Source organism: Polaribacter pacificus (assembly GCF_038024035.1).
Taxonomy (GTDB): domain Bacteria; phylum Bacteroidota; class Bacteroidia; order Flavobacteriales; family Flavobacteriaceae; genus Polaribacter; species Polaribacter pacificus.
Genome location: NZ_CP150664.1, coordinates 1,001,976 through 1,024,460, shown reverse-complemented (window position 1 = coordinate 1,024,460; position 22,485 = coordinate 1,001,976). Strand labels below are relative to the sequence as shown.

At 33.6% G+C, this 22,485-nt stretch carries 20 protein-coding genes, 2 tRNA genes and 1 pseudogene; 21 read left to right on the top strand and 2 right to left on the bottom strand.

The features are described 5' to 3' along the window. Positions 1 to 339: 339 nt before the first annotated feature. Both aroC and WHC90_RS04625 read right to left on the bottom strand, forming a co-directional pair. Positions 340 to 1,404, bottom strand: a complete 1,065-nt coding sequence (gene aroC / locus WHC90_RS04630; RefSeq protein ID WP_188597328.1) for a chorismate synthase — start codon at positions 1,402 to 1,404, stop codon at positions 340 to 342. Positions 1,405 to 1,450: 46 nt separating this feature from the next. After that, on the bottom strand, positions 1,451 to 2,194 hold the full coding sequence (locus WHC90_RS04625) for a sulfite exporter TauE/SafE family protein (RefSeq protein ID WP_188597327.1): 744 nt from the start codon (positions 2,192 to 2,194) through the stop codon (positions 1,451 to 1,453). Positions 2,195 to 2,342: 148 nt separating this feature from the next. On the opposite strand from WHC90_RS04625, the gene WHC90_RS04620 reads away from it, so the two are divergent. From WHC90_RS04620 to WHC90_RS04525, 21 genes and pseudogenes are all read left to right on the top strand, one after another. Further along, positions 2,343 to 2,427: transfer RNA gene (locus WHC90_RS04620), tRNA-Ser, on the top strand. Between the two features lie 555 nt (positions 2,428 to 2,982). Next, positions 2,983 to 3,057, top strand: a tRNA-Val gene (locus WHC90_RS04615). Between the two features lie 595 nt (positions 3,058 to 3,652). Next, positions 3,653 to 4,084 carry a hypothetical protein gene (locus tag WHC90_RS04610; RefSeq protein WP_188597326.1) on the top strand — a complete coding sequence of 144 codons (432 nt, stop codon included), beginning with the start codon at positions 3,653 to 3,655 and terminating at the stop codon, positions 4,082 to 4,084. Positions 4,085 to 4,293: 209 nt separating this feature from the next. Then, entirely contained in the window at positions 4,294 to 4,593 is a 300-nt protein-coding gene (locus WHC90_RS04605; protein ID WP_188597325.1) for a hypothetical protein, read from the top strand. Between the two features lie 13 nt (positions 4,594 to 4,606). Further along, a complete protein-coding gene (locus WHC90_RS04600; protein WP_188597324.1) occupies positions 4,607 to 6,520 on the top strand; it encodes a KAP family P-loop NTPase fold protein in 1,914 nt (637 codons plus the stop codon). Continuing rightward, positions 6,517 to 7,017 carry a 3'-5' exonuclease gene (locus WHC90_RS04595; RefSeq protein ID WP_188597323.1) on the top strand — a complete coding sequence of 167 codons (501 nt, stop codon included), beginning with the start codon at positions 6,517 to 6,519 and terminating at the stop codon, positions 7,015 to 7,017. Before WHC90_RS04600 ends, WHC90_RS04595 begins: the two co-directional genes overlap by 4 nt. An 8-nt stretch (positions 7,018 to 7,025) precedes the next feature. Beyond that, the gene (locus WHC90_RS04590) at positions 7,026 to 8,072 is read left to right on the top strand and encodes a restriction endonuclease (RefSeq protein WP_188597322.1); all 1,047 of its coding nucleotides are present in this window, start codon (positions 7,026 to 7,028) and stop codon (positions 8,070 to 8,072) included. 143 nt (positions 8,073 to 8,215) lie between these two features. Further along, positions 8,216 to 8,926: a hypothetical protein gene (locus tag WHC90_RS04585; RefSeq protein WP_188597321.1), complete on the top strand. Its 711-nt coding sequence runs from the start codon at positions 8,216 to 8,218 to the stop codon at positions 8,924 to 8,926. Between the two features lie 191 nt (positions 8,927 to 9,117). Then, complete coding sequence (locus WHC90_RS04580; protein ID WP_188597320.1) at positions 9,118 to 10,122, top strand: helix-turn-helix transcriptional regulator; 1,005 nt, start codon at positions 9,118 to 9,120, stop codon at positions 10,120 to 10,122. Between the two features lie 65 nt (positions 10,123 to 10,187). Beyond that, entirely contained in the window at positions 10,188 to 11,456 is a 1,269-nt protein-coding gene (locus WHC90_RS04575; protein ID WP_188597319.1) for a DUF2130 domain-containing protein, read from the top strand. A gap of 9 nt (positions 11,457 to 11,465) precedes the next feature. After that, entirely contained in the window at positions 11,466 to 11,816 is a 351-nt protein-coding gene (locus tag WHC90_RS04570; RefSeq protein WP_188597318.1) for a hypothetical protein, read from the top strand. Between the two features lie 49 nt (positions 11,817 to 11,865). After that, positions 11,866 to 13,377 carry a type I restriction-modification system subunit M gene (locus WHC90_RS04565; protein ID WP_188597317.1) on the top strand — a complete coding sequence of 504 codons (1,512 nt, stop codon included), beginning with the start codon at positions 11,866 to 11,868 and terminating at the stop codon, positions 13,375 to 13,377. Beyond that, complete coding sequence (locus WHC90_RS04560; RefSeq protein WP_188597316.1) at positions 13,374 to 14,504, top strand: restriction endonuclease subunit S; 1,131 nt, start codon at positions 13,374 to 13,376, stop codon at positions 14,502 to 14,504. Before WHC90_RS04565 ends, WHC90_RS04560 begins: the two co-directional genes overlap by 4 nt. After that, positions 14,501 to 14,851 carry a hypothetical protein gene (locus WHC90_RS04555; RefSeq protein WP_188597315.1) on the top strand — a complete coding sequence of 117 codons (351 nt, stop codon included), beginning with the start codon at positions 14,501 to 14,503 and terminating at the stop codon, positions 14,849 to 14,851. The genes WHC90_RS04560 and WHC90_RS04555 overlap by 4 nt, the downstream gene beginning before the upstream one ends. Positions 14,852 to 14,939: 88 nt before the next feature. Further along, positions 14,940 to 15,590, top strand: coding sequence for a hypothetical protein (locus tag WHC90_RS04550; RefSeq protein WP_188597314.1), 651 nt, complete (start codon positions 14,940 to 14,942; stop codon positions 15,588 to 15,590). 72 nt (positions 15,591 to 15,662) lie between these two features. Further along, positions 15,663 to 16,085, top strand: coding sequence for a hypothetical protein (locus WHC90_RS04545; RefSeq protein WP_188597313.1), 423 nt, complete (start codon positions 15,663 to 15,665; stop codon positions 16,083 to 16,085). A gap of 37 nt (positions 16,086 to 16,122) precedes the next feature. Continuing rightward, positions 16,123 to 17,919: a GmrSD restriction endonuclease domain-containing protein gene (locus WHC90_RS04540; RefSeq protein WP_188597312.1), complete on the top strand. Its 1,797-nt coding sequence runs from the start codon at positions 16,123 to 16,125 to the stop codon at positions 17,917 to 17,919. Continuing rightward, positions 17,919 to 21,365, top strand: a complete 3,447-nt coding sequence (locus WHC90_RS04535) for a DEAD/DEAH box helicase family protein (protein WP_188597311.1) — start codon at positions 17,919 to 17,921, stop codon at positions 21,363 to 21,365. Before WHC90_RS04540 ends, WHC90_RS04535 begins: the two co-directional genes overlap by 1 nt. Positions 21,366 to 21,443: 78 nt before the next feature. Then, positions 21,444 to 21,671, top strand: a complete 228-nt coding sequence (locus WHC90_RS04530) for a hypothetical protein (RefSeq protein ID WP_188597310.1) — start codon at positions 21,444 to 21,446, stop codon at positions 21,669 to 21,671. Between the two features lie 3 nt (positions 21,672 to 21,674). Continuing rightward, a pseudogene (locus tag WHC90_RS12380) lies at positions 21,675 to 22,046 on the top strand (DUF1998 domain-containing protein); the annotation flags it as partial. Positions 22,047 to 22,163: 117 nt separating this feature from the next. Then, a complete protein-coding gene (locus WHC90_RS04525) occupies positions 22,164 to 22,463 on the top strand; it encodes a hypothetical protein (RefSeq protein ID WP_229664859.1) in 300 nt (99 codons plus the stop codon). Positions 22,464 to 22,485 lie beyond the last annotated feature (22 nt).

Here is a 22,485-nt window from a genome sequence, read left to right as displayed (position 1 = left end):
GCCGACCGGCGAAGCCTAGGGCCAAAAGGTAATTGGATGTTGCTCGAAATGCGTTGCATTCCAACCGCCGATTCCGATGAATTTTGGGCCGACCGGTGAAGCCTAGGGCCAAAAGGTAATTGGATGTTGCTCGAAATGTCGTGCTCTCCAACCGCCGATTCCGATGAATTTTGGGCCGACCGGCGAAGCCTAGGGCCAAAAGGTAATTGGATGTTGCTCGAAATGCGTTGCATTCCAACCGCCGATTCCGATGAATTTTGGGCCGACTGGTGAAGCCTAAGAATAAAAAAAACCGAAACTGATTAGTTTCGGTTTTTTTATGGATTATCGTTTTATTGCTTAAAAAGCACGTCTGGTTTTGTTTAGCAAATAGAAATCAGCAAGCACAAGCGCAGTAAGCGCCTCTACAATAGGAATAGCTCTCGGAACCACACATGGGTCATGACGTCCTTTTCCTTGAATCTGAGTGGCGTTTCCGTCAGCATCTATGGTGTCTTGATTTTGCATAATGGTGGCAACCGGTTTAAAGGCAACTCTAAAATAGATGTCCATACCGTTGCTGATACCGCCTTGTATTCCTCCAGACAGATTGCTTTGGGTACTGCCATCAGGATTAAAAATATCATTGTGCTCACTACCTTGCATTTTGGCGCCACAAAAACCGCTACCAAATTCAAAACCTTTAACGGCATTGATAGACAGCATAGCAGCTCCTAGAGCAGCGTGTAATTTTTTAAAGATGGGTTCACCCAAACCAACGGGTACTCCTTGTGCAACACAGGTTATGGTACCACCAATGGTATCACCTGCTTTTTTAATAACTTTAATTTTTTCGATCATCTTTTCTGCCACAGCGGCATCAGGACAACGTACCACATTGTCTTCTGTTTTCGAAAAATCAAGATCTTGGTAAGGCTTTTCTAAAAATAGATCACCAACCGATGAAGTATAAGCATTGATCTTTATCTGACCGATGAGTTGTTTAGCCAAGGCACCAGCAACCACCCAATTGGCAGTTTCTCTGGCAGAAGTTCTACCACCACCTCGGTAATCTCTGGTTCCGTATTTTTTATCATAGGTATAATCAGCATGAGAAGGCCTGTATACATTGGTATTGTGTGCGTAATCTTTTGATTTTTGATTGGTGTTTACAATCTGAAAACCAATAGAAGTTCCTGTGGTAACCCCTTCAAAGATCCCAGATAAAAAGACCACTGTATCGGGCTCTTTTCTTTGGGTAACAATGTTGGATTGCCCAGGTTTACGACGGTCTAACTCTTGTTGAATCGCTTGGAAATCAACAGTGATACCTGCTGGGAAACCATCGATGATTCCTCCAATAGCAGGGCCGTGAGATTCTCCAAAAGTGGTGAGTTTTAAAAGGTTTCCAAAGCTGTTAAACATGCCGTTAAAATTTTAAAAGATTGTAAAGCGAAGTTACTTTATTTTATTAGAAAAACCACAATTTAACCGCCATAAAACTAACGGCAATCACCAAGAATAGCTTAATAAAACCATCCCCTTTTTTAACAGAATACCGACTGGCTACCCAACCACCTAAAGAAGTTCCGATGGCCATGGTTAGCCCCATAGTCCAATCAATTTTATCATTTAAAACAAAGACCAGCAAGGCCGCTGACATATAGATGCTAATGACAACTGCTTTGGTTGCATTTGATTTGACTAATGAAAAACGATTAAAATGATGCAAAAATAAAATCAAAATAAAGCCCAATCCCGCATTGAGAAATCCGCCGTAAATACCAAAAAGAAAAAAGGCTATACAGCTAATCCACAGATGTTTTCCGGTAGTTCTTTCGGCTAGGTTTTGCAGCGATAATTTGGGCTTAAATACGATGATTAAGACCACTGCAATCATCACAAAAGAAAGAATTTTGGTAAAAGTTTCTCCTTTAATATCAATGGCTATTTGCGCGCCGATGATGGCACCCAGCAAAGCTGATATACCCAAATAGATGCTAAAAGGAAAACTAACCACGCCCTTACTTTTAAAACCAGCAGTACCTGCCAACATTTGCAAAACAATGCCAACTCTGTTGGTTCCGTTTGCCACACTAGGAGGGAGGCCCATAAAAATAAGCAAGGGTAGGGTAAGCAGCGAACCACCTCCGGCTAAGGTGTTGATAAACCCAGCAATAAAACCCACTACAATTAATAAAAGACTGTCTAGCATGTCTGTTTTTTTGGAGGATCAAAAGTAAGAGAAATGGGTTAGATAGCCTCAATAAAAATTATTTGAAAAAATGTAAAAAAAACTTTTCTGAAACAGAAAAAGGTTACTATATTTGCATCCGCATTCAGGGAATACCTGATGAGACCCTGGAGAATTGGCAGAGTGGTCGAATGCGGCAGTCTTGAAAACTGTTGACTGTAACAGGTCCGGGGGTTCGAATCCCTCATTCTCCGCAAAAGGAAACCCACAACGAACGTTGTGGGTTTTTTGTTTTTAAGCCCACGACAAGAGCTCGCTCTTGTAAGTGGGCGTAAAACAAAAAACCCAGCGCACCTGAAAGGTGCGCTTGAGGTTGCCCTACCTACGGCAGGCAGGTATGCTTGCTCAGGATACCTTTTTGGGATGCCCGACTGGGGCCGTTAGGCCCGAAGGGAATCCCGTTTATCACCCCGAAGGACAGCGAAGCGCCTCCTTCGAACCTGCGCATCCTGCCTGCAATATTTTAACCTTGGGTTAAAATATTGCCACCCACAACCCGCCCACAAATTTTAATAGAAACCCCGAGCAACAGCAAAGCGCCTTCCCGAATCCATCCTTTGAAGAACTACCAACCACCTTTTTGATAGATGGAGAAGGAGGTGGTAGCTAAGCTATTCATTTTTAGAAGGTTTGCTGTTTTATGATTGAGAGCAGGAGCTAGGGAGACAAGAAGCCCTAAAAAAAGTAGAAATAAAAAATAAAAAATTATTGTTAGAAGCAAAAAGTATATTATATTTGCAACCGCTTAAGGGCAATTAGCTCAGTTGGTTCAGAGCACCTCGTTTACACCGAGGGGGTCGGGGGTTCGAATCCCTCATTGCCCACATCACTCACAATCCTGATGAATTTCGATTCATCAGGATTTTTTTTGCCCCAAAATGCGGCATGCTCGCATGCTGGCATTTTGGGACAAAAAAATCCAAGCAGAGCGACTAGCTCTGCAGGATTGTAATTGCAGCCGTGGTCTCCAAGGGATGCCCGCAGGGAATCCCGCTTATTACTCCCGAGCAACAGCGAAGCGCCTTGCTCGTTTTCCTCGAATCCGTCCTCGAAGGACAGCAAAGCGCCTCCTTCGAACACGCGAATCCTGCCTCCAAACAACAGCAAAGCGCCTTGCTCGCCCAAACGCATCCTGCCACCCGCATCCTTCCCCCCGAGGAAGAGCAAAGCGATTTCCGAGCCTCCCCGCATCCTTCCTTGAAGGAAAGCAAAGCGTCTCCTTCAAGCACCCCGCATCCTGCCACCCAAACCCATCACTCAAAGCAAAGCACCCTCACCAAAGAAACCCCATCATAGCAGCAGCCCAGGAAAAGCAAAGCGCCTTCCGACTTTAGAACCACAAATTAACTTCCTTGCTCGCCCACCCACCCCCCTCACCCAAATAAAATCCCTATATTAGTAACACAACTATAAAAGAATATGCGTCGAATACTCTACTTACTATGCATGCTACTAGGAACTTCTGCATTTGCGCAGACAGCCAAATTTGAACGTAAATTGGAGTTTGTATTTACAATACTGCAAAAAGAGACAAAGACCCTAATGCCAGGCTCAATCGTTGAAGTATTTTCTGGGGATAAAAGAATTGATGTCGGAATCTCAGACTATTCAGGACGTCAATTTGCCTACCTACATCCAAAAGATATTATAGATAACAAAATCCGAATAAAAGTTTATGGGATCAAGTGCAAACCTCATGAGCAAAGCATCATTGTAAAGCCGGGCCTAGCTAGGACTATTTATTTAAGCTATGGCAACACCGAGTATACCAAAGCTTCAGATATTGGAAAATTGATTAAAAAGTTCAATTTTCCAGCGCCTCCTCCTTTTTTCTGTGGAACGGTTGATTGATGCAAGACGCTACGTACTAAAAATAAATTTTTAGTGCTGTGATGCCAAGGCAGCTAACCATTTCTCTCTTTCTGTTTAACCACAAACCATATTTGTAGAACATTCAGAACATAAGCTTCCTTATTATCGAAAAAGATTGTTACATTTAGGAATTGTGAAAGGAGTTTAATTATTACGACTAGAACAAATTCTTACAAAAAATAAAAATTATGATTGCAAGAGTTAAAGTTGATGGAAATTATCTTGAGACAATTGATAGTAAAGGGAAAAGAATTAAAAGAGCATACATCAATGGAGTTTTTTTAGGTAATTCTTCAGAAATAGTAATAATTCAAGAGAGAAGTTATATTGAAGTGTTAGACGAGAACCTTAAAAGATTATCAAAATTTTATAAAAAAACGGATAGCTTTCTAGGTGCTTCTGGTGATACTTTTTCGATCCAAGATGGAAATTATGCGGAAACCTTAGATTCAAAAGGAAAACGAATTAATAGAAAATTTTCAAAATAGTTCTTCTGAAATTATGATAAAATCGAGTATAACTGATAGCCCAAGAAATATATCAAAAGGAGAAAAAGACAATTTTGGAATTGAACCATTTGAAAACGGATTAACTAAGTTTATTAATAATAGCAATACGCCCATAACGATAGCGCTTCAAGGAGAATGGGGAAGTGGAAAAACTTCCTTGATGAATAGTCTTAAAAGAAATTTAAGCGATTTAGAAGAATCAAAATATCATTCTATTTGGTTAAATACATGGGAATATGCTTTAATGAAAGATGCTCAATCAACATTAATAGATATTATTACGGGATTAATACAAGAAACTTCAAAAATCGCAAAGGTTGATGAAACCAAAATAAACAAGTTGTTAAATACGCTTTGGTCTGGAGTTAAAGAAACATCAAAAGTAGTAGCTAAAAATGCATTAAATAAAGGGTTTGACGGTGCAGGAGAAATTGTTAATACTTTTTCTTCAAACGGGAAATCTTCAATTGGGGAAATTAGAAACGAGCTTGAAGTAATTATAGAAAATTGTATAATAAAAGACAATAAACAAGGCTTTATTTTTTTTATAGATGATTTAGATAGAATTGATCCACCAGTAGCCGTTCAACTTTTAGAATTACTTAAAAACATCTTTACATTAAACAATTGCGTTTTTATTCTAGCAATAGATTATGATGTTGTGATAAAAGGACTTGAGCCGAAATTTGGAAAGTTGTCAGAATCCAATGAAAGAGAATTTAGGTCATTTTTTGACAAAATTATACAAGTCCCTTTTTCTATGCCAGTTTCTGGATATGAAACAGATAAGTTTTTAAAAGAAAGTCTGTTGTCAACTAATTACTTAGATGTAGAGAGTTCAAACAATATTGACTTAATCAGTAAGTTTTCTGAAATTTCAAATTTATCAGTAGGTAAAAACCCAAGAGCCTTAAAAAGATTAATGAATTCACTTTCATTAATAAGTTGTATAAATTCTGCAAAAAACCAAACAGATGAAAATGACCAATTAAATAGTGAATTAGAGTTGTTGGTAAATTTTGCTTTGGTAAGTATTCAAATTGCTTATCCACCTGTCTACAGGCTTTTGTCACTTTATGCTGGGTTTGATAAATGGAATGAAAATATTGCTCTTCAAATGAATTTAAAACCACTTGATCAGCAGAGTATAGAAAAGTTAAATAAAACGGAAGAATTTGATGAAGAATGGGAAAAAGTTTTATTTAGGCTTTGTGAAAATGATTTTTATTTAAAAAAACGAGCACTAAATATATCTAGACTTCTCAATAGTTTAAAAGAAACAATCACGAACAGCAAAGAAGAGATTGAAGATGTTATAGGTGCGGTAATTTCACTATCGTCAGTAACAAATCTTGAAGCATTTGATAAGCCTGTTGTTGACTATCACAGAGGTTGTTTACTAAAAGAGATAAGGGAAAGGCTCTTTCCGGTTTTAAAAAACAAACTACCTGATCAAGAAATTTCACAGATAGGTAAAAAGGTTGTTACCAATTTAAACTTTCATTTGTCTCAAGACGTGCAATTTAAATTCACTTCGTTTCCAAAAGATGGAAAAATTAATCTTTATATGAATACAAATGTTTGGTATGGTAATGATATTGGTGATTTTAGAAAAGATTTAAAAGATCATAATTTATTTTCAGAATTTGAAACAATTGTAAATGAATATGATGCTCATTTTAAAACGGAAAGCAGTATAATTACCCATAATCTTTTTGATGTTGGAGAATGGAAATATAAAAAGATTAACCATTTTCATGTGAATTTTCATAGTGATTTACTATTGCCAAAACCTGAAGATTTTTATACAGAAGATTCAATTGAGAAAATTAGCGAGCATATTATAAAATTGAGCGAGTTTAGAAGCAGGGTTCAAGAAATTTCAAATAAAAGAAATAGCAAATGATAGATTCTTTTGTAGCCATTGATTTTGAAACGGCAACCAAACATCATATTTGTTCCGTTGGTATTGTAACTGTTGAAAATGGTGAAATTATTGATGAATATCATGCATTGATCAAACCGCCAAACAATATTTATAATTGGCATAATATTCAAGTACATGGGATTACAGAAAAAGACACAGTAAATGGACCTGCTTTTTCGGATGTATTTCCCGAAATTAAGAAACGTGTTTTTGGTAAAATTCTAGTAGCTCATAATGAGAGTTTTGATAGAAATGTATTGTCTAAAACAATGCAAGATTATAATATTTCTTATTCAGAATTGAACATTTCTAATCGATGGGAATGCACGTTGAAAATATATAGAACAAAAGGATATAAGCCTGCAAAACTAAACGCTTGTTGTGCTATTCATAACATTGAGCTTAAACATCATGAGGCCTTGTCTGATGCTCGTGCCTGTGCAAAATTGTTTTTAATCGCGCAACAAAATAATTAAAAATAATAATGAATTATTGGTTACATAGAATATCACATCACGCAGAAGTTTCATACCCTCTTTTAGAGAAAAATATTTTAACCATAGGTTTTTCAGATTTTGCAAATCAAAAATTTATTGATGATTTGCTGAAAGATGAATCTTGGGAAAAAAGATGGAATGTAATAGAAGAATATTTTCAGACCCTTTGGGGTAATAAACCACGAACAAGGCATAATTTATGGAGATTTGTTGAAGGTTTTAAAAAAGGAGACAGGATTATAGTTCCTAGTTGGGGAGTTTTTTCAATTTATGAAATTGTTTCGAATAAGCCACAACCAATTTCAAATTTGGAAATTAAAAACTTAAAAGATTGGAATGAAAAGACTGTCACTTTAAAAAATGGTTTGCTTCATCGAGGGGAACAGGGAATTGATTTAGGGTTTTATTGGCAAGTAATGCCATTAGCAAGAAATATGTCACGTAAGGACTTTGCAGATGCACCCTTAACTGCACGAATGAAAATAAGAACAACTAATGCTAATATTTTTAATTTAAAAGATAGTGTTGAGAAAGCAATGAGCTCGTTTAAAAACAATAGACCTATTAATTTATATGGAGAAATTATTGAGAAAATTGCGCCGCAAGTTTTAAAATCTCTAAAAACAAATCTTAACCCAGATAAATTTGAGAGTCTTGTTAAGTTCTATTTTGAACGAAATGGTGCTACAGAAGTGTTTATTCCTTCGAAGAATGAAAGAGGAAAAGAAGGGGATGCAGATATAGTAGCGATATTTGAGCCAATCAAGACAATTATTTATGCTCAAGTAAAGTTTCATAAAATCCAATCAGAAACTAATCGATGGGCAGTTGATCAAATAAAAGAATATCGCAATAACAGGGAGCTTTTGGATGATGATTATTCGAAAATCGGTTGGGTTATTACTACTGCAAATAGCTTTACTCAGACATGTAAAAAAATAGCCCAAGAAGAAAAAGTACAATTGATAGATGGTAATAGATTTTCGGAAATGTTAATTGAAGCAGGGATACTGGATTTGAATAAAGCCATTTGAAAAATTGAAAAGCAAAATAAAAGTTTAAAATTAATACTTAGTTCTAAACTTCTTTAAGAATCTTATTGGGAATTTTCAATGTGAATACATTTGCAAAATGAAATTCTTAAATCACTCTGGCAGTAATTAATAAATGTTCATCTATGAAATTTGAATTAAGTGAAATTGAAAATATAATAATTAAAAATGAAAGGCTACTAAGCCATAGAATTGGTTGGAGATTCATCAATTCTTCCATAGAAACAGTTTTAGATAACAGCGGAATAGCAATTATAACGCTTAACCCAGGTGGAAATATATACGAACAACCAGTCTTTGCTTTAAATAATAGGAAAAATGCTTATTTAGATGAAAATTGGGGTGATTTTCCTAAAGGACAAGATCCTATACAAATCCAAATCAAAGCTCTATTCAAGGAAATAAACAAACGATGGTCTTATAATTCAGATTACAAAGAATTAATTAGGGATTCATTTATGGCTCATTTAATCCCCTATAGATCTAATTCTTATGATGATTTAAGTAATAAAAAGGAAACTATTTTTTTATCAAAATATATTTGGTCTTCCTTTATTAATTCCAAATTCTTTGATTTTAAAATTATAATATGCATTGGGAAAATACAATTTGAGATACTTGAGGAAATTCTAACGAATGAGACTAATTTTGAAAAATTGGATAGCAAACTTATTTCAACAGGGTGGGGTAATTATAAATCTGAAATAATTACATTTTCAAATATAACAAAAAAGTTTAAACTTGTTTATTTGCAACACTTATCCAGATTTAAAATATTCAACAGAAAGGAAGGGGAAGATAGTGTTAAAAAATTAATTGATTATATTTCAGATTAATTACTGTCTTTTACATGGTGTAAAAAAAAACCAAGAAAACCTTTCGTCGAGAATCTTAACTTTTCATTCAACCAAACTCTCATTTAGGCATGAAATTACTTTTCCAATAAAAACTTAGCTAAAAATATTATTTTTATGCAAAAGAAAAAAAACTCTAGTACAAATCTCTATTATCAATTCAATCCAACTATATGGCAAACAGTAAACATGCACATCTAAGATATAATATACTAGATTATTGTTTTAAAAACAAAGCTTTTACTTTTAATCAATTGTTAGAGTTTGTCAATAATAAAATTGAAGAACTTTACCCAGCAGAAGGAATATCTATTAGAACATTAAGAGAAGACCTTAAATTATTTAGAGATCCAGTAAATGGATTCGGAGCACCTCTGGTTGAAATGTCCAGAACTTATCGATATACAGACCCAAAATTTTCTATAGCACAAAAACCTTTATTAGAATATGAACAATATCTAATTTACGCTTCACAGCAACTTTTAGAGCGTTTTGAGAATCATCCTAAGTATGATAAATTGGCAGAGGCCTTGATTAAATTTCAAGATGAAGAAAACCAAGACGATTCTGAACAAGAGCAAATTTTGTTCTATGATCATAATGAAGAATACAAAGGAATCAAGTATTTAAAGCCCCTTTATTTAGCCATCCAAAAAAAGCAAGTGCTTCAGATTTCCTATAAAGGGTTTAAGGATGGAGCGACCAGTGTTTATGAATTTCATCCTTATGTGTTGAAACAATATAACAGAAGGTGGTTTGTGTTTGGATTGAATAAAGATCAAAACAATTATGAGTGGAGTATCCCATTAGATGAAAGACTTTTAGATTTTCAGATTATAGAAGACAAAGAATACTTAAAAACCCAAACGGATTGGTCTGCCTTTTTTAGAGCTTTAGTTGGTGTGGTAAAACCTCCTAAAGCAGAAGTGGTAAAAGTTGTATTACGTTTCTATAATGGAAGAGAACATTACTTTAAAACGAAACCATTTCAGCCAGATTATGAGGAGTTTTTTGAACAGGAAAAACAAGACCAAGTTTGGTTTGAAACAATAATCAATAAAGAATTGGTGCAACAAATATTGTCTTTTGGCGGAGATGTTGAGGTTATGGAGCCAAAACAGTTAAAAGTAGCATTAAAAGTGCATACAAATATAATGAATGAGTTTTACAAAAATTAAAATATATGCAATTATATCGCACACATTAAATTTACATTTGTAGCATAATCATTAAAAAGAAAGTTATGAAAGACAATACTGTAAAATGCCCAAACTGTAAAGAAGTTTTTAAAGTAGACGATTCTGTATATACAGATATCGTAAAACAAGTGCGTGACCAGCAATTTCAAGACGAATTAAATAATCGTTTAGAATCAGCTAAAAAAGAAAGGGAAAATGCGATCGCTTTAGCGGAGTCAAATCTAAAAAGAACTTTTCAAGAAGAACTGGCACAAAAACAGCGTGAAATAGATGCTTTAGAGGCAAAAAGTAAATCAGAGTTGATTGTAGAGGTTTCTAAAAAAGAAACCACAATTAGTGAGTTGGAGTCTAAATTACAACAGGCTGAAAATGAAAAGAAAATAGCCTTACAAGATGCTATTAGAGATATTGAAAAACAACGAGATCAATTAGTGAATGATGTTAAACTTAAAGAAGCTGAAAAAGAAAACATAGAAAAATCATTAAAAGAAGATTTTCGTCGTGAATTCGATCACGTAGCCAAAGATTTAAAGCTAAAAGACGAAGAAATCGAACGCTTAAAAGATTACAAACAAAAGCTTTCTACAAAAATGCTAGGTGAAACTCTTGAACAGCATTGTGAAAATGAATTTAACAAATTAAGAGCAACCGCTTTCCAAAATGCGTATTTCGAAAAAGACAACGATGCTTCTGGTGGCACAAAAGGAGATTATATTTACAGAGAAGAGGATAACAATGGAAATGAAATCATTTCTATCATGTTTGAGATGAAAAATGAAAATGACCAGACAGCTTCTAAAAAGAAAAATGAAGACTTCTTTGCTAAGCTCGATAAAGACCGAACCGCAAAAGGTTGTGAATATGCTGTATTGGTAACTATGTTAGAAGCTGATAACGAGTTTTACAATACCGGTATTGTAGATGTGTCTTATAAATATGAAAAAATGTATGTTATTCGACCACAATTTTTCATACCAATTATTACCTTGCTAAGAAATGCAGGAATGAAATCTTTAGAGTACAAAGCTGAGTTAAGCATTATAAGAAATCAAAATATTGATATTATTAATTTTGAAGACAAAATTAATGACTTTAAAACAGGTTTTGCAAGGAATTATGATTTGGCAAGCCGTCAGTTTGGAGATGCAATCAAAGAAATTGATAAAACGATGACTCATCTTCAAAAGACCAAAGAAGCTTTATTGTCCTCTGTAAATAATTTACGTCTAGCAAACAACAAAGCAGAGGATTTAACCATTAAAAAGTTAACCTATAACAATCCGACGATGAAAGAAAAATTTGATAATCTTTAAAAATTAATCATGGCAAATTATCCTGAAACAGAACAAACATATCAAGCACTTATAAACCTTAGAGCCGTTAATAGTTTTGTGTCTTTTAAAATGATATTTGAAGAAGTGCAACAAATTCGACGGTCAAGAAATTTAAAGCCAAACCCTTCTAATTTAATTGGAAGGGTCAGAAGAAGTTTAATTAACAATGAAGAAACTTTTAAAGTCAACTCTTCAGAACAAAGCAATAAATTATCAATTGCAAAACAATTTCCAAACTATGCTGTAAAGCCTAAAAGGACAATCCCAGTCAATGAAAAAAGATTGGCTATAAGTACAAAAGATATTGAAGAAAACAGTTTTTGTTTGATTCAAAAATAATACGATTTTAAATTAAAAATATAACCGATTATCAAAAGTAAATTAATCAATGATCACAGGAGAATTAAAATCACAAGTAGATAAAATTTGGGATGCCTTTTGGACAGGCGGAATTTCGAATCCCTTATCTGTTATAGAACAGTTTACCTACTTACTATTTATAAGAAGGTTGGACGAGCGCCAACTTCTAGAGGAGAAAAAAGCGAATACCGTTGGTATTCCTATTCAGAATGAGATATTCTCACCTGCACAAAAAGAATTAAGATGGAGCTCTTTTAAGAACAAAGACCCACAAAGCATGTTTGATGTATTTACCAAACCTATGGTAGATGAAATGACAGTCTTTGACCACATGAAACAAGTAGGAAATACAGGAGGTGTCTTTGCTGAGTTTATGAGTAAAGCCAACTTTATAATTGCTACTCCAAGATTGTTAGACCAAGTGGTTCAGTTGATTGATAAAATCAACATGAACGATAGGGATACTAAAGGAGATTTGTACGAGTACATGCTCTCTAAAATTGCATCTGCAGGTACTAACGGACAGTTTAGAACACCAAGACACATCATTAAAATGATGGTAGACATGACACAACCTAAAAAGGATGATGTTATTTGCGATCCTTCTTCTGGTACAGCAGGTTTTTTAGTTGCAGCAGGAGAATACTTTAGAGAAAACCATGAAGACTGGTTTCTAGATAAAACCTTTAGAGATCATTTTAATAACGAAATGTTTAATGGTGTAGAAATAGATGATACCATGATTCGTATTGGAGCGATGAACTTGCAATTGCACGGTATAGAAAGCCCTAATTTAATGAAGAATGATGCACTAAGTGAAAGTGCCGGAGATATCAGAAACAAATACTCTCTAATCCTTGCTAATCCGCCTTTTAAAGGAAGCTTAGACTATGATGCTGTTGAGAACTCGATACTTAAAACAGTGAAGTCTAAGAAGACAGAGCTGCTCTTTTTAGGTCTAATGCTTAGGATGCTAAAATCTGGTGGTAGATGCGCTGTAATTGTGCCAGATGGTGTTTTGTTTGGTAGCTCTAACGCTCACAAACAAATTAGAAAGGAAATTATAGAAAAGCACAAATTAGATGCTGTTATTTCTATGCCAAGTGGGGTTTTTAAACCCTATGCAGGGGTAAGTACTGCAGTGCTCTTTTTTACCAAAACTGGAACAGGAGGTACAGATACGGTTTGGTTCTATGATATGCAAGCAGATGGTTATAGTTTAGATGATAAGCGTAACGATATAAAGGACAATGATATCCCTGATATTTTAACACGCTACACGTCATTGCGTGAGCCTGCATTGAGCGCAGTCGAAATGAAGCAATCTCAAGAACAAAACCGCAAAAGAACAGATAAAAGTTTCTTAGTGCCTTTTGATGAAATTAAAGAAAACGACTGGGATTTATCTATAAACCGATACAAGGAAATTATCTATGAAGAAATAGTATATGAAGCTCCTACGGATATTATAAAAAATATTGAAACATTAGATACAGAGCGTAACCAAGCATTGGCAGCTTTAAAAGAGATGTTGAGATGATGTTGGAAGTTAAATTTAAAGATACTTTTGATTTTCAAAAAAAGTCAAAAATAAAAGCAGGGGATGGTTTGAAATTTGATGAAGGTGAATATCCTTTTTATACATCAAGTAATACATTGACAAAATCTATTAATGAATATTTATTTAAAAAGGAAAGTTTAATTTTTGGAACTGGTGGTTTAGCGAGTATTCATTATTGTGATGAGAAATTTGCCGTATCAACAGATTGCTTTGTAATACAACCAAAAAATCGTGAAGAAGTATTTTTAAAATATGTCTACTACTATTTAAGTGGAAATATCCATATTTTAGAAAATGGTTTTAAAGGTGCTGGATTAAAACATATCTCTAAAGGTTACATATCAGATATAAAAATCCCTCTCCCACCAATAGAACAACAAAAAAAGATTGCAGCAATTTTAGATGCAGCAGATACCTACAGACAAAAAACAAAAGCACTCATTACTAAGTATGATGAGTTGACACAAAGTTTGTTTCTTGATATGTTTGGGGATCCTGTTAGGAATCCTATGAAGTGGAAAGTTAAGAGTTTGGGAAATTTAACCAATCTTGTTACTGATGGTAAACATGGTAATTGTAATGATGAAATAGACTCAGGGTATTATTTTGTAAGTGCAAAGAATATTAAAAATAACAAAATCTACTTTGAAGAGTCAAGGCAAATCCCTAAAGAAGAGTTTGAAGAAGTTGATAAAAGAACCAATTTACAAGCTGGTGATTTAGTTATGATTAATACTGGTGCTACAATTGGTAGAATGGCTATTGCGGAAAATATTCCCGAAACAAGAAGATGTACTTTTCAGAAAAGTGTAGCCATTATTAAAGTTAAACCTGAATATTTAACTAGTGTATTTTTGATGTATGTTTTTGAATTAAGGTTAGCTTCATTTGCAAGTAAAGGTTCTGGATCAGCAATAAAAAACTTATTATTATCAGCAATGAAAAGGTTTAAGATTATTATACCTCCAATTGACCAACAAAACCAATTCGCAGAAAGAGTAAAAGCTATAGAAACACAAAAAGCACAAGCGCAAGCCAGTTTAGTACAAGCAGAAAATTTGTTTCACAGCCTTTTACAAAGAGCGTTTAAAGGAGAGTTGGTATGAGAAGTAAAAAGGAATTAGAAGATTTGGTAAAATTGCTTCCTAAGGAGCTGAGTTATACTGTTGCTGCAAGTGGTGATTATATTTACTCCGGAATTAATTTACCAATATCATTTGAGCTCTTTATTTCAGAAAATAGTTTAGGTCTTAAATATCCAATAGGGAATCTTAATATTTCTAAGATTGACGCTATTAATACAATTCTTGAGAACATTCCTTTCGGTGAGTTTAAACATAGAACTTATGGAATCAATACTACAAAATGGTCTATTTGGGAGTTAAGTTTAAAAGGAGTATCTAAAGAAGAGATTCCTAATGTTGTTCAACAACTTAAAAAGGTAGTGTTATAAATAGAGTAACAAGTAAATAAAATTTGTTTAACAGCCTTTTACAAAGGGCATTCCTGCCTGCCGGCAGGCAAGGTAAATGTGAGTTGGTATGAGTTCTGTAATTTTTAAATACAAAAAGCAAATTGAAACATTAAATCCTTTGCAAGATTCGTGTTTTTTATATGACAGTAAGAGATGGAGTAAATTAAATACTGAATCCAAAAAGTTAGTAGCTGTTTATGAAAACAAGGTAATAAATAGAAAAGATGTTATTGATGCATTTATAAAATACTATCAAGGAGAAAAAGAGTATTTGTATCCTTTTATCTTGACAATGATTTGGGGTTTTGCCGATACAGGGTATGGAACTTACAGAACAAATAAATACTTAAGCTCCCATGAAAATAAAAACCTTATAGAAGATGCCTTTGGTGCAATAAGAGATAAGGACATTGAAAAAGCTTACAAGCTATTGATGAAAATTAAGGGTTTAAACATTAGCTATGTATCAAAACTTCTTTATTTTGGTACTAGAGCGAGAGGATATAAAGACCATGCCCTCATTTTTGATATTAGAGTAGCTAGGTCATTGGTAAAATTATTAGATGTAGATGGCGACATTTCAGGTCTTTTAGACATTACTCCATCTAATAAGTATAAAGATTTTGACAACTACAATAAGTTAATTCATCGTTGGGCTAAAGAACTAGATGTAGCAGCTGAGAATGTTGAAATGTTTTTGTTTGACGGGAAGTTTTAGTATTGAGTATTATTTTTTAAGCAGCTCATTATATCTATTATTTAAAATGAAGTAGTTTTAGGTTAAATTATTATGAAAAGAAACACCGTATTACCAAAACTTGTAATCTATAAAAATGAACAACATTTGTATAGGCATACCTTTAAGTTATTAAAGTTCTTGTTTCCGAGTGCAACAATTACTGAAAATACTATAGCGTTTCAAGATTCCAAACATAAAGGAATTTCTATTAGTGTTTCTTCGGGTTCTTTGTATCCTTTTTTAAGTGAATCTTTTAGAAAAGAACACCCAACTTTTTTTAAAAATGGTTTTATTAAATTTGAAAAAACAAATACTCCTTTTCAATGGACAGGAAGTACAGGTAAAGGATATATGTCTCCCTGGGATAGAGATACCTTTGAAGATACAGAAATGGGTATGGAGCAAAAAGCTTATTATTTTATTGTAATTATACAAGTATTGTTGCACTATTTAACGACTGAAGAAAGCTTATAAAAAAACGTGTTTAAAAGGGTTGTCAAAAGCATAAATTATGGATATACAAAAATACAGTGTTAACCAACATCTTATAGAAACCCTATTAGCATGGGTAAAAAGTGGTGAAATTGCAATACCAGAGATTCAAAGGCCTTTTGTTTGGGATGCATCAAAAGTGAGAGATCTTATGGATAGTTTGTACCAAGGCTATCCAATAGGTTATATTATAACATGGTTAAACCCAAACGTTCGATTAAAGGATGGAACTACAGCTACTGGTAAAAAAGTATTAATAGATGGCCAACAAAGAGTTACTGCTTTAACCGCTGCAATTTTAGGCCAATATGTTGTCAATAAAGATTATAAGAGGGTTCGTATTAAAATAGCCTTCAATCCTATTGCTGAGAAATTTGACGTTCAAACACCTGTTATTGTAAAGGATAAAACGTGGATTCCAGATATTTCTGAAATATTGGATGGAAAGTCAAATTCATTCAGTTATATCAATACCTATTTAGCCACAAATCCTGAAATTGACCAAGAGCATGCCGTTAAATCGATTTCTAAATTATTTGACTTAACAAAAAAGCAAGTAGGCTTAATTGATCTAGCAGCAGATCTAGATATAGAAACCGTTACAGAGATTTTTATTAGAATTAATTCACAAGGAGTCGTACTAAGCCAAGCAGATTTTGTGATGAGTAAAATTGCTGCGAATGAAGAATATGGAGGTCAGGAGTTAAGAAAGGCAATTGATTATTTTAGTCATTTAGCAGTCGCTCCAGAATTCTTCCAGTTTATCGCAGACAATGACAAGGATTTTGCGAAAACAGATTTCTTTCATAAAATGACTTGGTTAAAAAATGAAAATGAAGATTTGTATGATCCAAAATATACAGATGTTTTGCGTGTTGCCTTTTCAACGCAATTTAATAGAGGTAAACTTTCTGATTTAGTAAGTTTACTCTCTGGAAGAAATTTTGAAACCAGAACTTTTGAAGCAGAAATTGCAGAATCATCCTTTCAAAAATTATCTGATGGAATTCATCAATTCATTAATGAAACCAATTTTAAGCGTTTTTTAATGATTATAAAGTCTGCAGGTTTTATCCATAATAAGATGATTCGCTCTCAGAATGCAATCAACTTTGCTTACATCGTTTATTTAAGATTAAGAGCAAAAGGAGAAAATCAAGCAAACATAGAAAGTTATGTGCGTAGATGGTTTGTTTTTTCAGTGTTAACAGGAAGGTATTCTGGATCACCTGAATCTATGTTTGATTTTGACGTAAGACAAATGGATTCAAGGCCATTTGCAGAATATCTTCAAGAAAAAGAAGAAGCTGAATTGTCAGAGGCTTTTTGGAACGCTTCGCTGGTTCAGAGTTTAAATTCCTCTGTTTCTAGTAGCCCTTATTTCCATGCATATTTAGCCAGTCAAGTAAAAGCAAATGACAAGGGCTTTTTATCCAAAGAAATTACAATAGGTGATTTAATTACCTATAGAGGAGACATACATCATATCTTTCCAAGAAACTATTTAAAGAAAAATGGATTGCCAAGAGGAAAGTACAATCAAATAGCCAATTACGTATACATGCAGCAAGAGGTAAATATCCAGATTGGTGATAAGGCTCCAGAGGTCTATTTTTGTGAAATGTTAGAGCAGTGCAATGGGCAAGAATTAAAATATGGCGCCATTGATAGTGTTTCTGAGTTGCATAGAAACTTGAAAAGTAATTGCATACCAGAATCTGTATTTACAATGAATATTGAAAATTATGATGAATTTCTTTTGGAAAGGAGAAAATTGATGGCAGAAAAAATGAAACTTTATTATTTTAGCCTATAATGAGTAACTTCCATTTTCTACATAAAGAGTGGCCTGCCATATACAAAGAAGCCCAAGAAGCAGAAAAGCTTACGCTCACTTCTCCAAAAGCCGCTGCCATGATTGCCAGATCTGCCTTGGAAAAAACTGTTCAGTGGTTGTATCAAAACGATGAGGAATTAGAATGGCCTTATGATACCAAGCTCGCGAGTTTGATACACGAACAATGTTTTAGAGAAATTATTAAACCCTCTATGTTTAGAGAGGTAAATTTAATCCGCTTAAACGGGAATGCAGCTGCCCATGGGAAATCCATTTCTCATGATCAATCCATTGCCAGTATTAAAAACCTATTCCGCTTTTTAAGTTTCTTAAGTATTTATTACAGTGAAGAAGAGGTGATGATTCCATGCTTTAACATGGAATTAATTCCAGATGGAAATGAACAAAAAGAAAGCCTAAAAGCACTTCAAGAACTAGAGAGACAATTAGATGAAAGAAGAGAAAAAGAGAATGAAGAGCGTTTAAAATTAGAAGCACAGGCAGCAGAAATTGCCCTGTTGAAGAAACAATTAGAAACGCAACAAAAGGCAACTACTCAAAGAAGAGTAGCGAGAGAAAAAGTAAAAGATCCTAATAAAACGATTCCTATTTTAATACCAGAATCTGTTACTAGAAAACTGTACATAGATGTATTATTGAAAGATGCTGGCTGGGAGCATTTATCTGAAGGAAGAGATTTAGAATACGAAGTTACAGGTATGCCAAAAAGCACCAACCCTTCAGGTATTGGTTATGTAGATTATGTGCTTTGGGGTAAAGACGGTAAACCCTTGGCAGCGGTGGAAGCTAAAAAAACCATGGCAGATGCCAGAGAGGGTAGACATCAGGCAGAATTATATGCAGATTGTCTAGCGCAAATGCACGGGCAGCGGCCGGTTATTTTTTATACCAACGGTTTTGAAACCTTTATCTGGGATGATGCAATTTATACAGACAGAGAAATCTCAGGTTTTTATTCCCAAGATGAGTTACAACTCCTCATTGATAGAAGAAGCACCAGAAAAGATCTTCGAAAATTTAAAGTAAATACAGAAATTGCCGGAAGAGATTATCAGATAGAAGCTATTAATAGGGTTGCCGAAAATTTAACAATTACTGATAAAAAAGGAAAACTTAGAGGGGCAAAAAGAGAAAGTCTCTTAGTCATGGCAACGGGGAGCGGTAAAACCAGAACCGCTGCTGCAATTGTAGACATGCTTACCAAATGCAATTGGGCAAAGAGAGTCTTGTTTTTAGCAGATAGAAATTCCTTAGTAACACAAGCTAAAAATGCCTTTAAGGAACATTTAGAGCATTTGTCGGGCATAGATTTAACCAAAGAAAAAGAAGATGGCAATACACGGTTGGTATTTTCAACCTATCCTACCATTATTAATAAAATAGATAAGGTAAAAACAAATGACAATCGTTTTTATGGTGTGGGTCATTTCGATCTTATTATTATTGATGAAGCCCACCGTTCGGTATATCAAAAATACAAAGCCATTTTTGAGTATTTCGATGCCATGTTAATTGGATTAACAGCCACTCCTAAAAAGGAAATTGATCACAATACCTATGGTTTGTTTGGCATAGAGGATGATAATCCAACTTTTGCATATGAATTAAATGACGCCGTTAAACAAGGATATTTAGTACCACCAAAATCGATAAGTGTACCCTTGAAGTTTCAAAGAGAAGGCATAAAATACAAGGATTTGTCGGCATCGGAAAAGCAAGAATATGAAGAAAAATTTGGCGATCCAACCAATGAAGAGAATCCAGATGAAATAGGGAGTGCTGCTTTAAATAAATGGTTGTTCAATACCGATACCGTAGATAAAGTGTTGGAGCATTTAATGAATGATGGGATTAAAGTTGATGGAGGAGACAAATTAGGTAAAACCATCATTTTTGCGAAAAATCACAAACACGCTGTTTTTATTGAGGAGCGTTTCAATTTGAATTACCCTGAATATGGAGGTAAATTCCTTAGGGTGATAGACAACTACGAAACCAAAGCACAGAGTCTTTTAGAAAAATTTACAGATCATTTTGTAGAGCAAGATCCACAAATAGCGGTTTCTGTTGACATGATGGATACAGGGGTTGATGCTCCTAGAGTGGTAAATTTGGTGTTTTTTAAAATGGTAAAGAGCTCTTCAAAATTTTGGCAAATGATTGGTAGAGGTACACGTTTGTGTCCAAATTTATTTGGTCCAGATGAAGATAAAAAAGAATTTTTGATTTTTGATTATTGTCAAAATTTTGAGTTTTTTGATGAATTTCCTGACGGAGCTTCAAGTAATAACTCTAAGCCACTAATGCAACAAATTTTTGAAGCAAAATTACAAATCACACAACTCATAGTCAACTTACCGAGCAAAAATGAAGAAGAAGTTGAAGTAAGAGATTTATATCTTACAGAGTTGCATAAAATTGTACAAAATCTTGATAAAAAAAGATTCATGGTTCGAAAAGAATTGCGATATGTAAAAGAGTTTAGTAACAAAAGTAAATGGAACAACCTTTCTAAGAGTGATGTTTTGGAAATAAACACACATCTTTCTCATTTGCAAACTCCCATTAAAGGAGATGATGAACTAGCAAGAAGGTTTGATATGTTGGTCTTAGTGTATCAAATTGTATTGTTAACAGGGAGTGGAAACCCTGTTAAGTACAGAGATCGTATTTACCGCACTGCAATGGCTTTAGAAAAAAAGGATGCCATACCAGAAGTGGCAACACAGATACCATTTCTTAAAAAATTGCAAACAGATCATTATTGGGAAAAAATAAATATTAAAAAGTTAGAGGACGTCCGTTTAGCATTAAGAGAGCTAATCAAATATTTAGAAATAGAAAAGCAAGCACCAGTATATACTCATTTTGAAGATTTTATTGACTATGACAATATTGTTGTTAGAGAACCGGTGAAAAGTTATGTAAGTCTGCAATCTTATAAAGATCGTGTTGAAAGTTACATACGGAAAAATAAAAACCACTTAACAATTCATAAGCTTTCCAATAATATTGCAATTACAAAACAAGAATTAGATAGTTTAGAAAAAATATTATTTACCGAAAGTGTTGCTGGTACAAAAGAAGAATTTTATAAAGAATATGGTCAAAGACCCCTGGGTAGCTTCATTAGGAGTATTACAGGTCTTGAAAAACCTGCATTAAATGAAGCTTTTGCAGAATTTTTGCAAGTGGGTAATCTTAGAGCAGATCAAATGACCTTTGTAAAAACCATTATTTCTTATTTATCTAAAAATGGAACGATTGATAAATCCATGTTGTATGAACCTCCTTTTACTGATTTAAACGACCAAGGAATTAGTGGTGTTTTTGAGAACGATGCTGATTTAATTAAAGTGGTAAGAATTATAGATATTATAAATCAGAATGCGGATGTGGGGTAAAACCGTGTAGTTTGATTGCATAGTTTAAGTGTAGTTTTGTTTTTATTAAAAATTGCTATTAAAAAAAGATAGAGAAATATGAATTCAAAACCAGAAGTATCATGTAACTCACAAAATTATGTGAAATGGAATGAAGCTTTCGTTCGTCATTTTTTTAATGAAGGAAACTTTGGCAAAGAAGTTATTTTATATAATGAAAGAACTTCTATTAATAGATTAAACGGCGTTAATACAGAAGGAATTGAATTTCAACCTAATTTTATTTTAACGAGGTATTTATCCGATTTTGATCATGAAAGCGTTTAGAATATCGCAATTAGAGCGCAAAAGTCAACAGAAATAATAAAAATTCAGCTCTCAAATATTCCAGCAGAATTAAATATAAACTTTGCTACTGGTAATGTTCCTGCAATAAAATCAGCATTTTATTCAGCAGCTTTTATACTCCAAAGAGTTACTGCCGACATTTTAGATGTTGAACCTCAAGAAATAGAAGTCAGCGAACTGAAATCAGAAAATGGTAATCCCTATTTATTTTTAAGTGATGCTGCACCTAACGGTTCAGGTTTTGTAAATTATTTATATGAGAATTTTGACCAGATATTAAATCAAATATTAAATTTTGACCATAAATTTATTAAATCAATTATTGATCACAAAGACTCATGCTATTCATCTTGTCAAAAATGTTTAAACTCATATAAAAATTCTGGTTATCATCATGTGTTAGATTGGAGATTAGGTCTAGGTTTATTAAGGTTAATGAGAGAAAAGGAATATACTTTTGGTTTAAAACATATGAATCCAGATCATAAAGAAATCACTGATGTGTTTGAAATTATTAATAAATGTGTAGAAACCTATTCAAAAGTTGATACTAATACTGAAATGGTTATTGGAGATAAAATAAATTATTTAAAAACAGTAAAAGGTGATCCATTGGTTGGAAAAAGAACTGAATACAAATTGATAAAACATCCTTTTTGGCATGAAGAGCAAACTATGAGAGAGTCAGAAACACTTTTCGGTGAAAATAGTATTAATTCATTTCATAAAACTGAATCAATTTTCGATACGTTAAGAATCGTTAAATTATAATTTCTTAATATAACTGATGAAT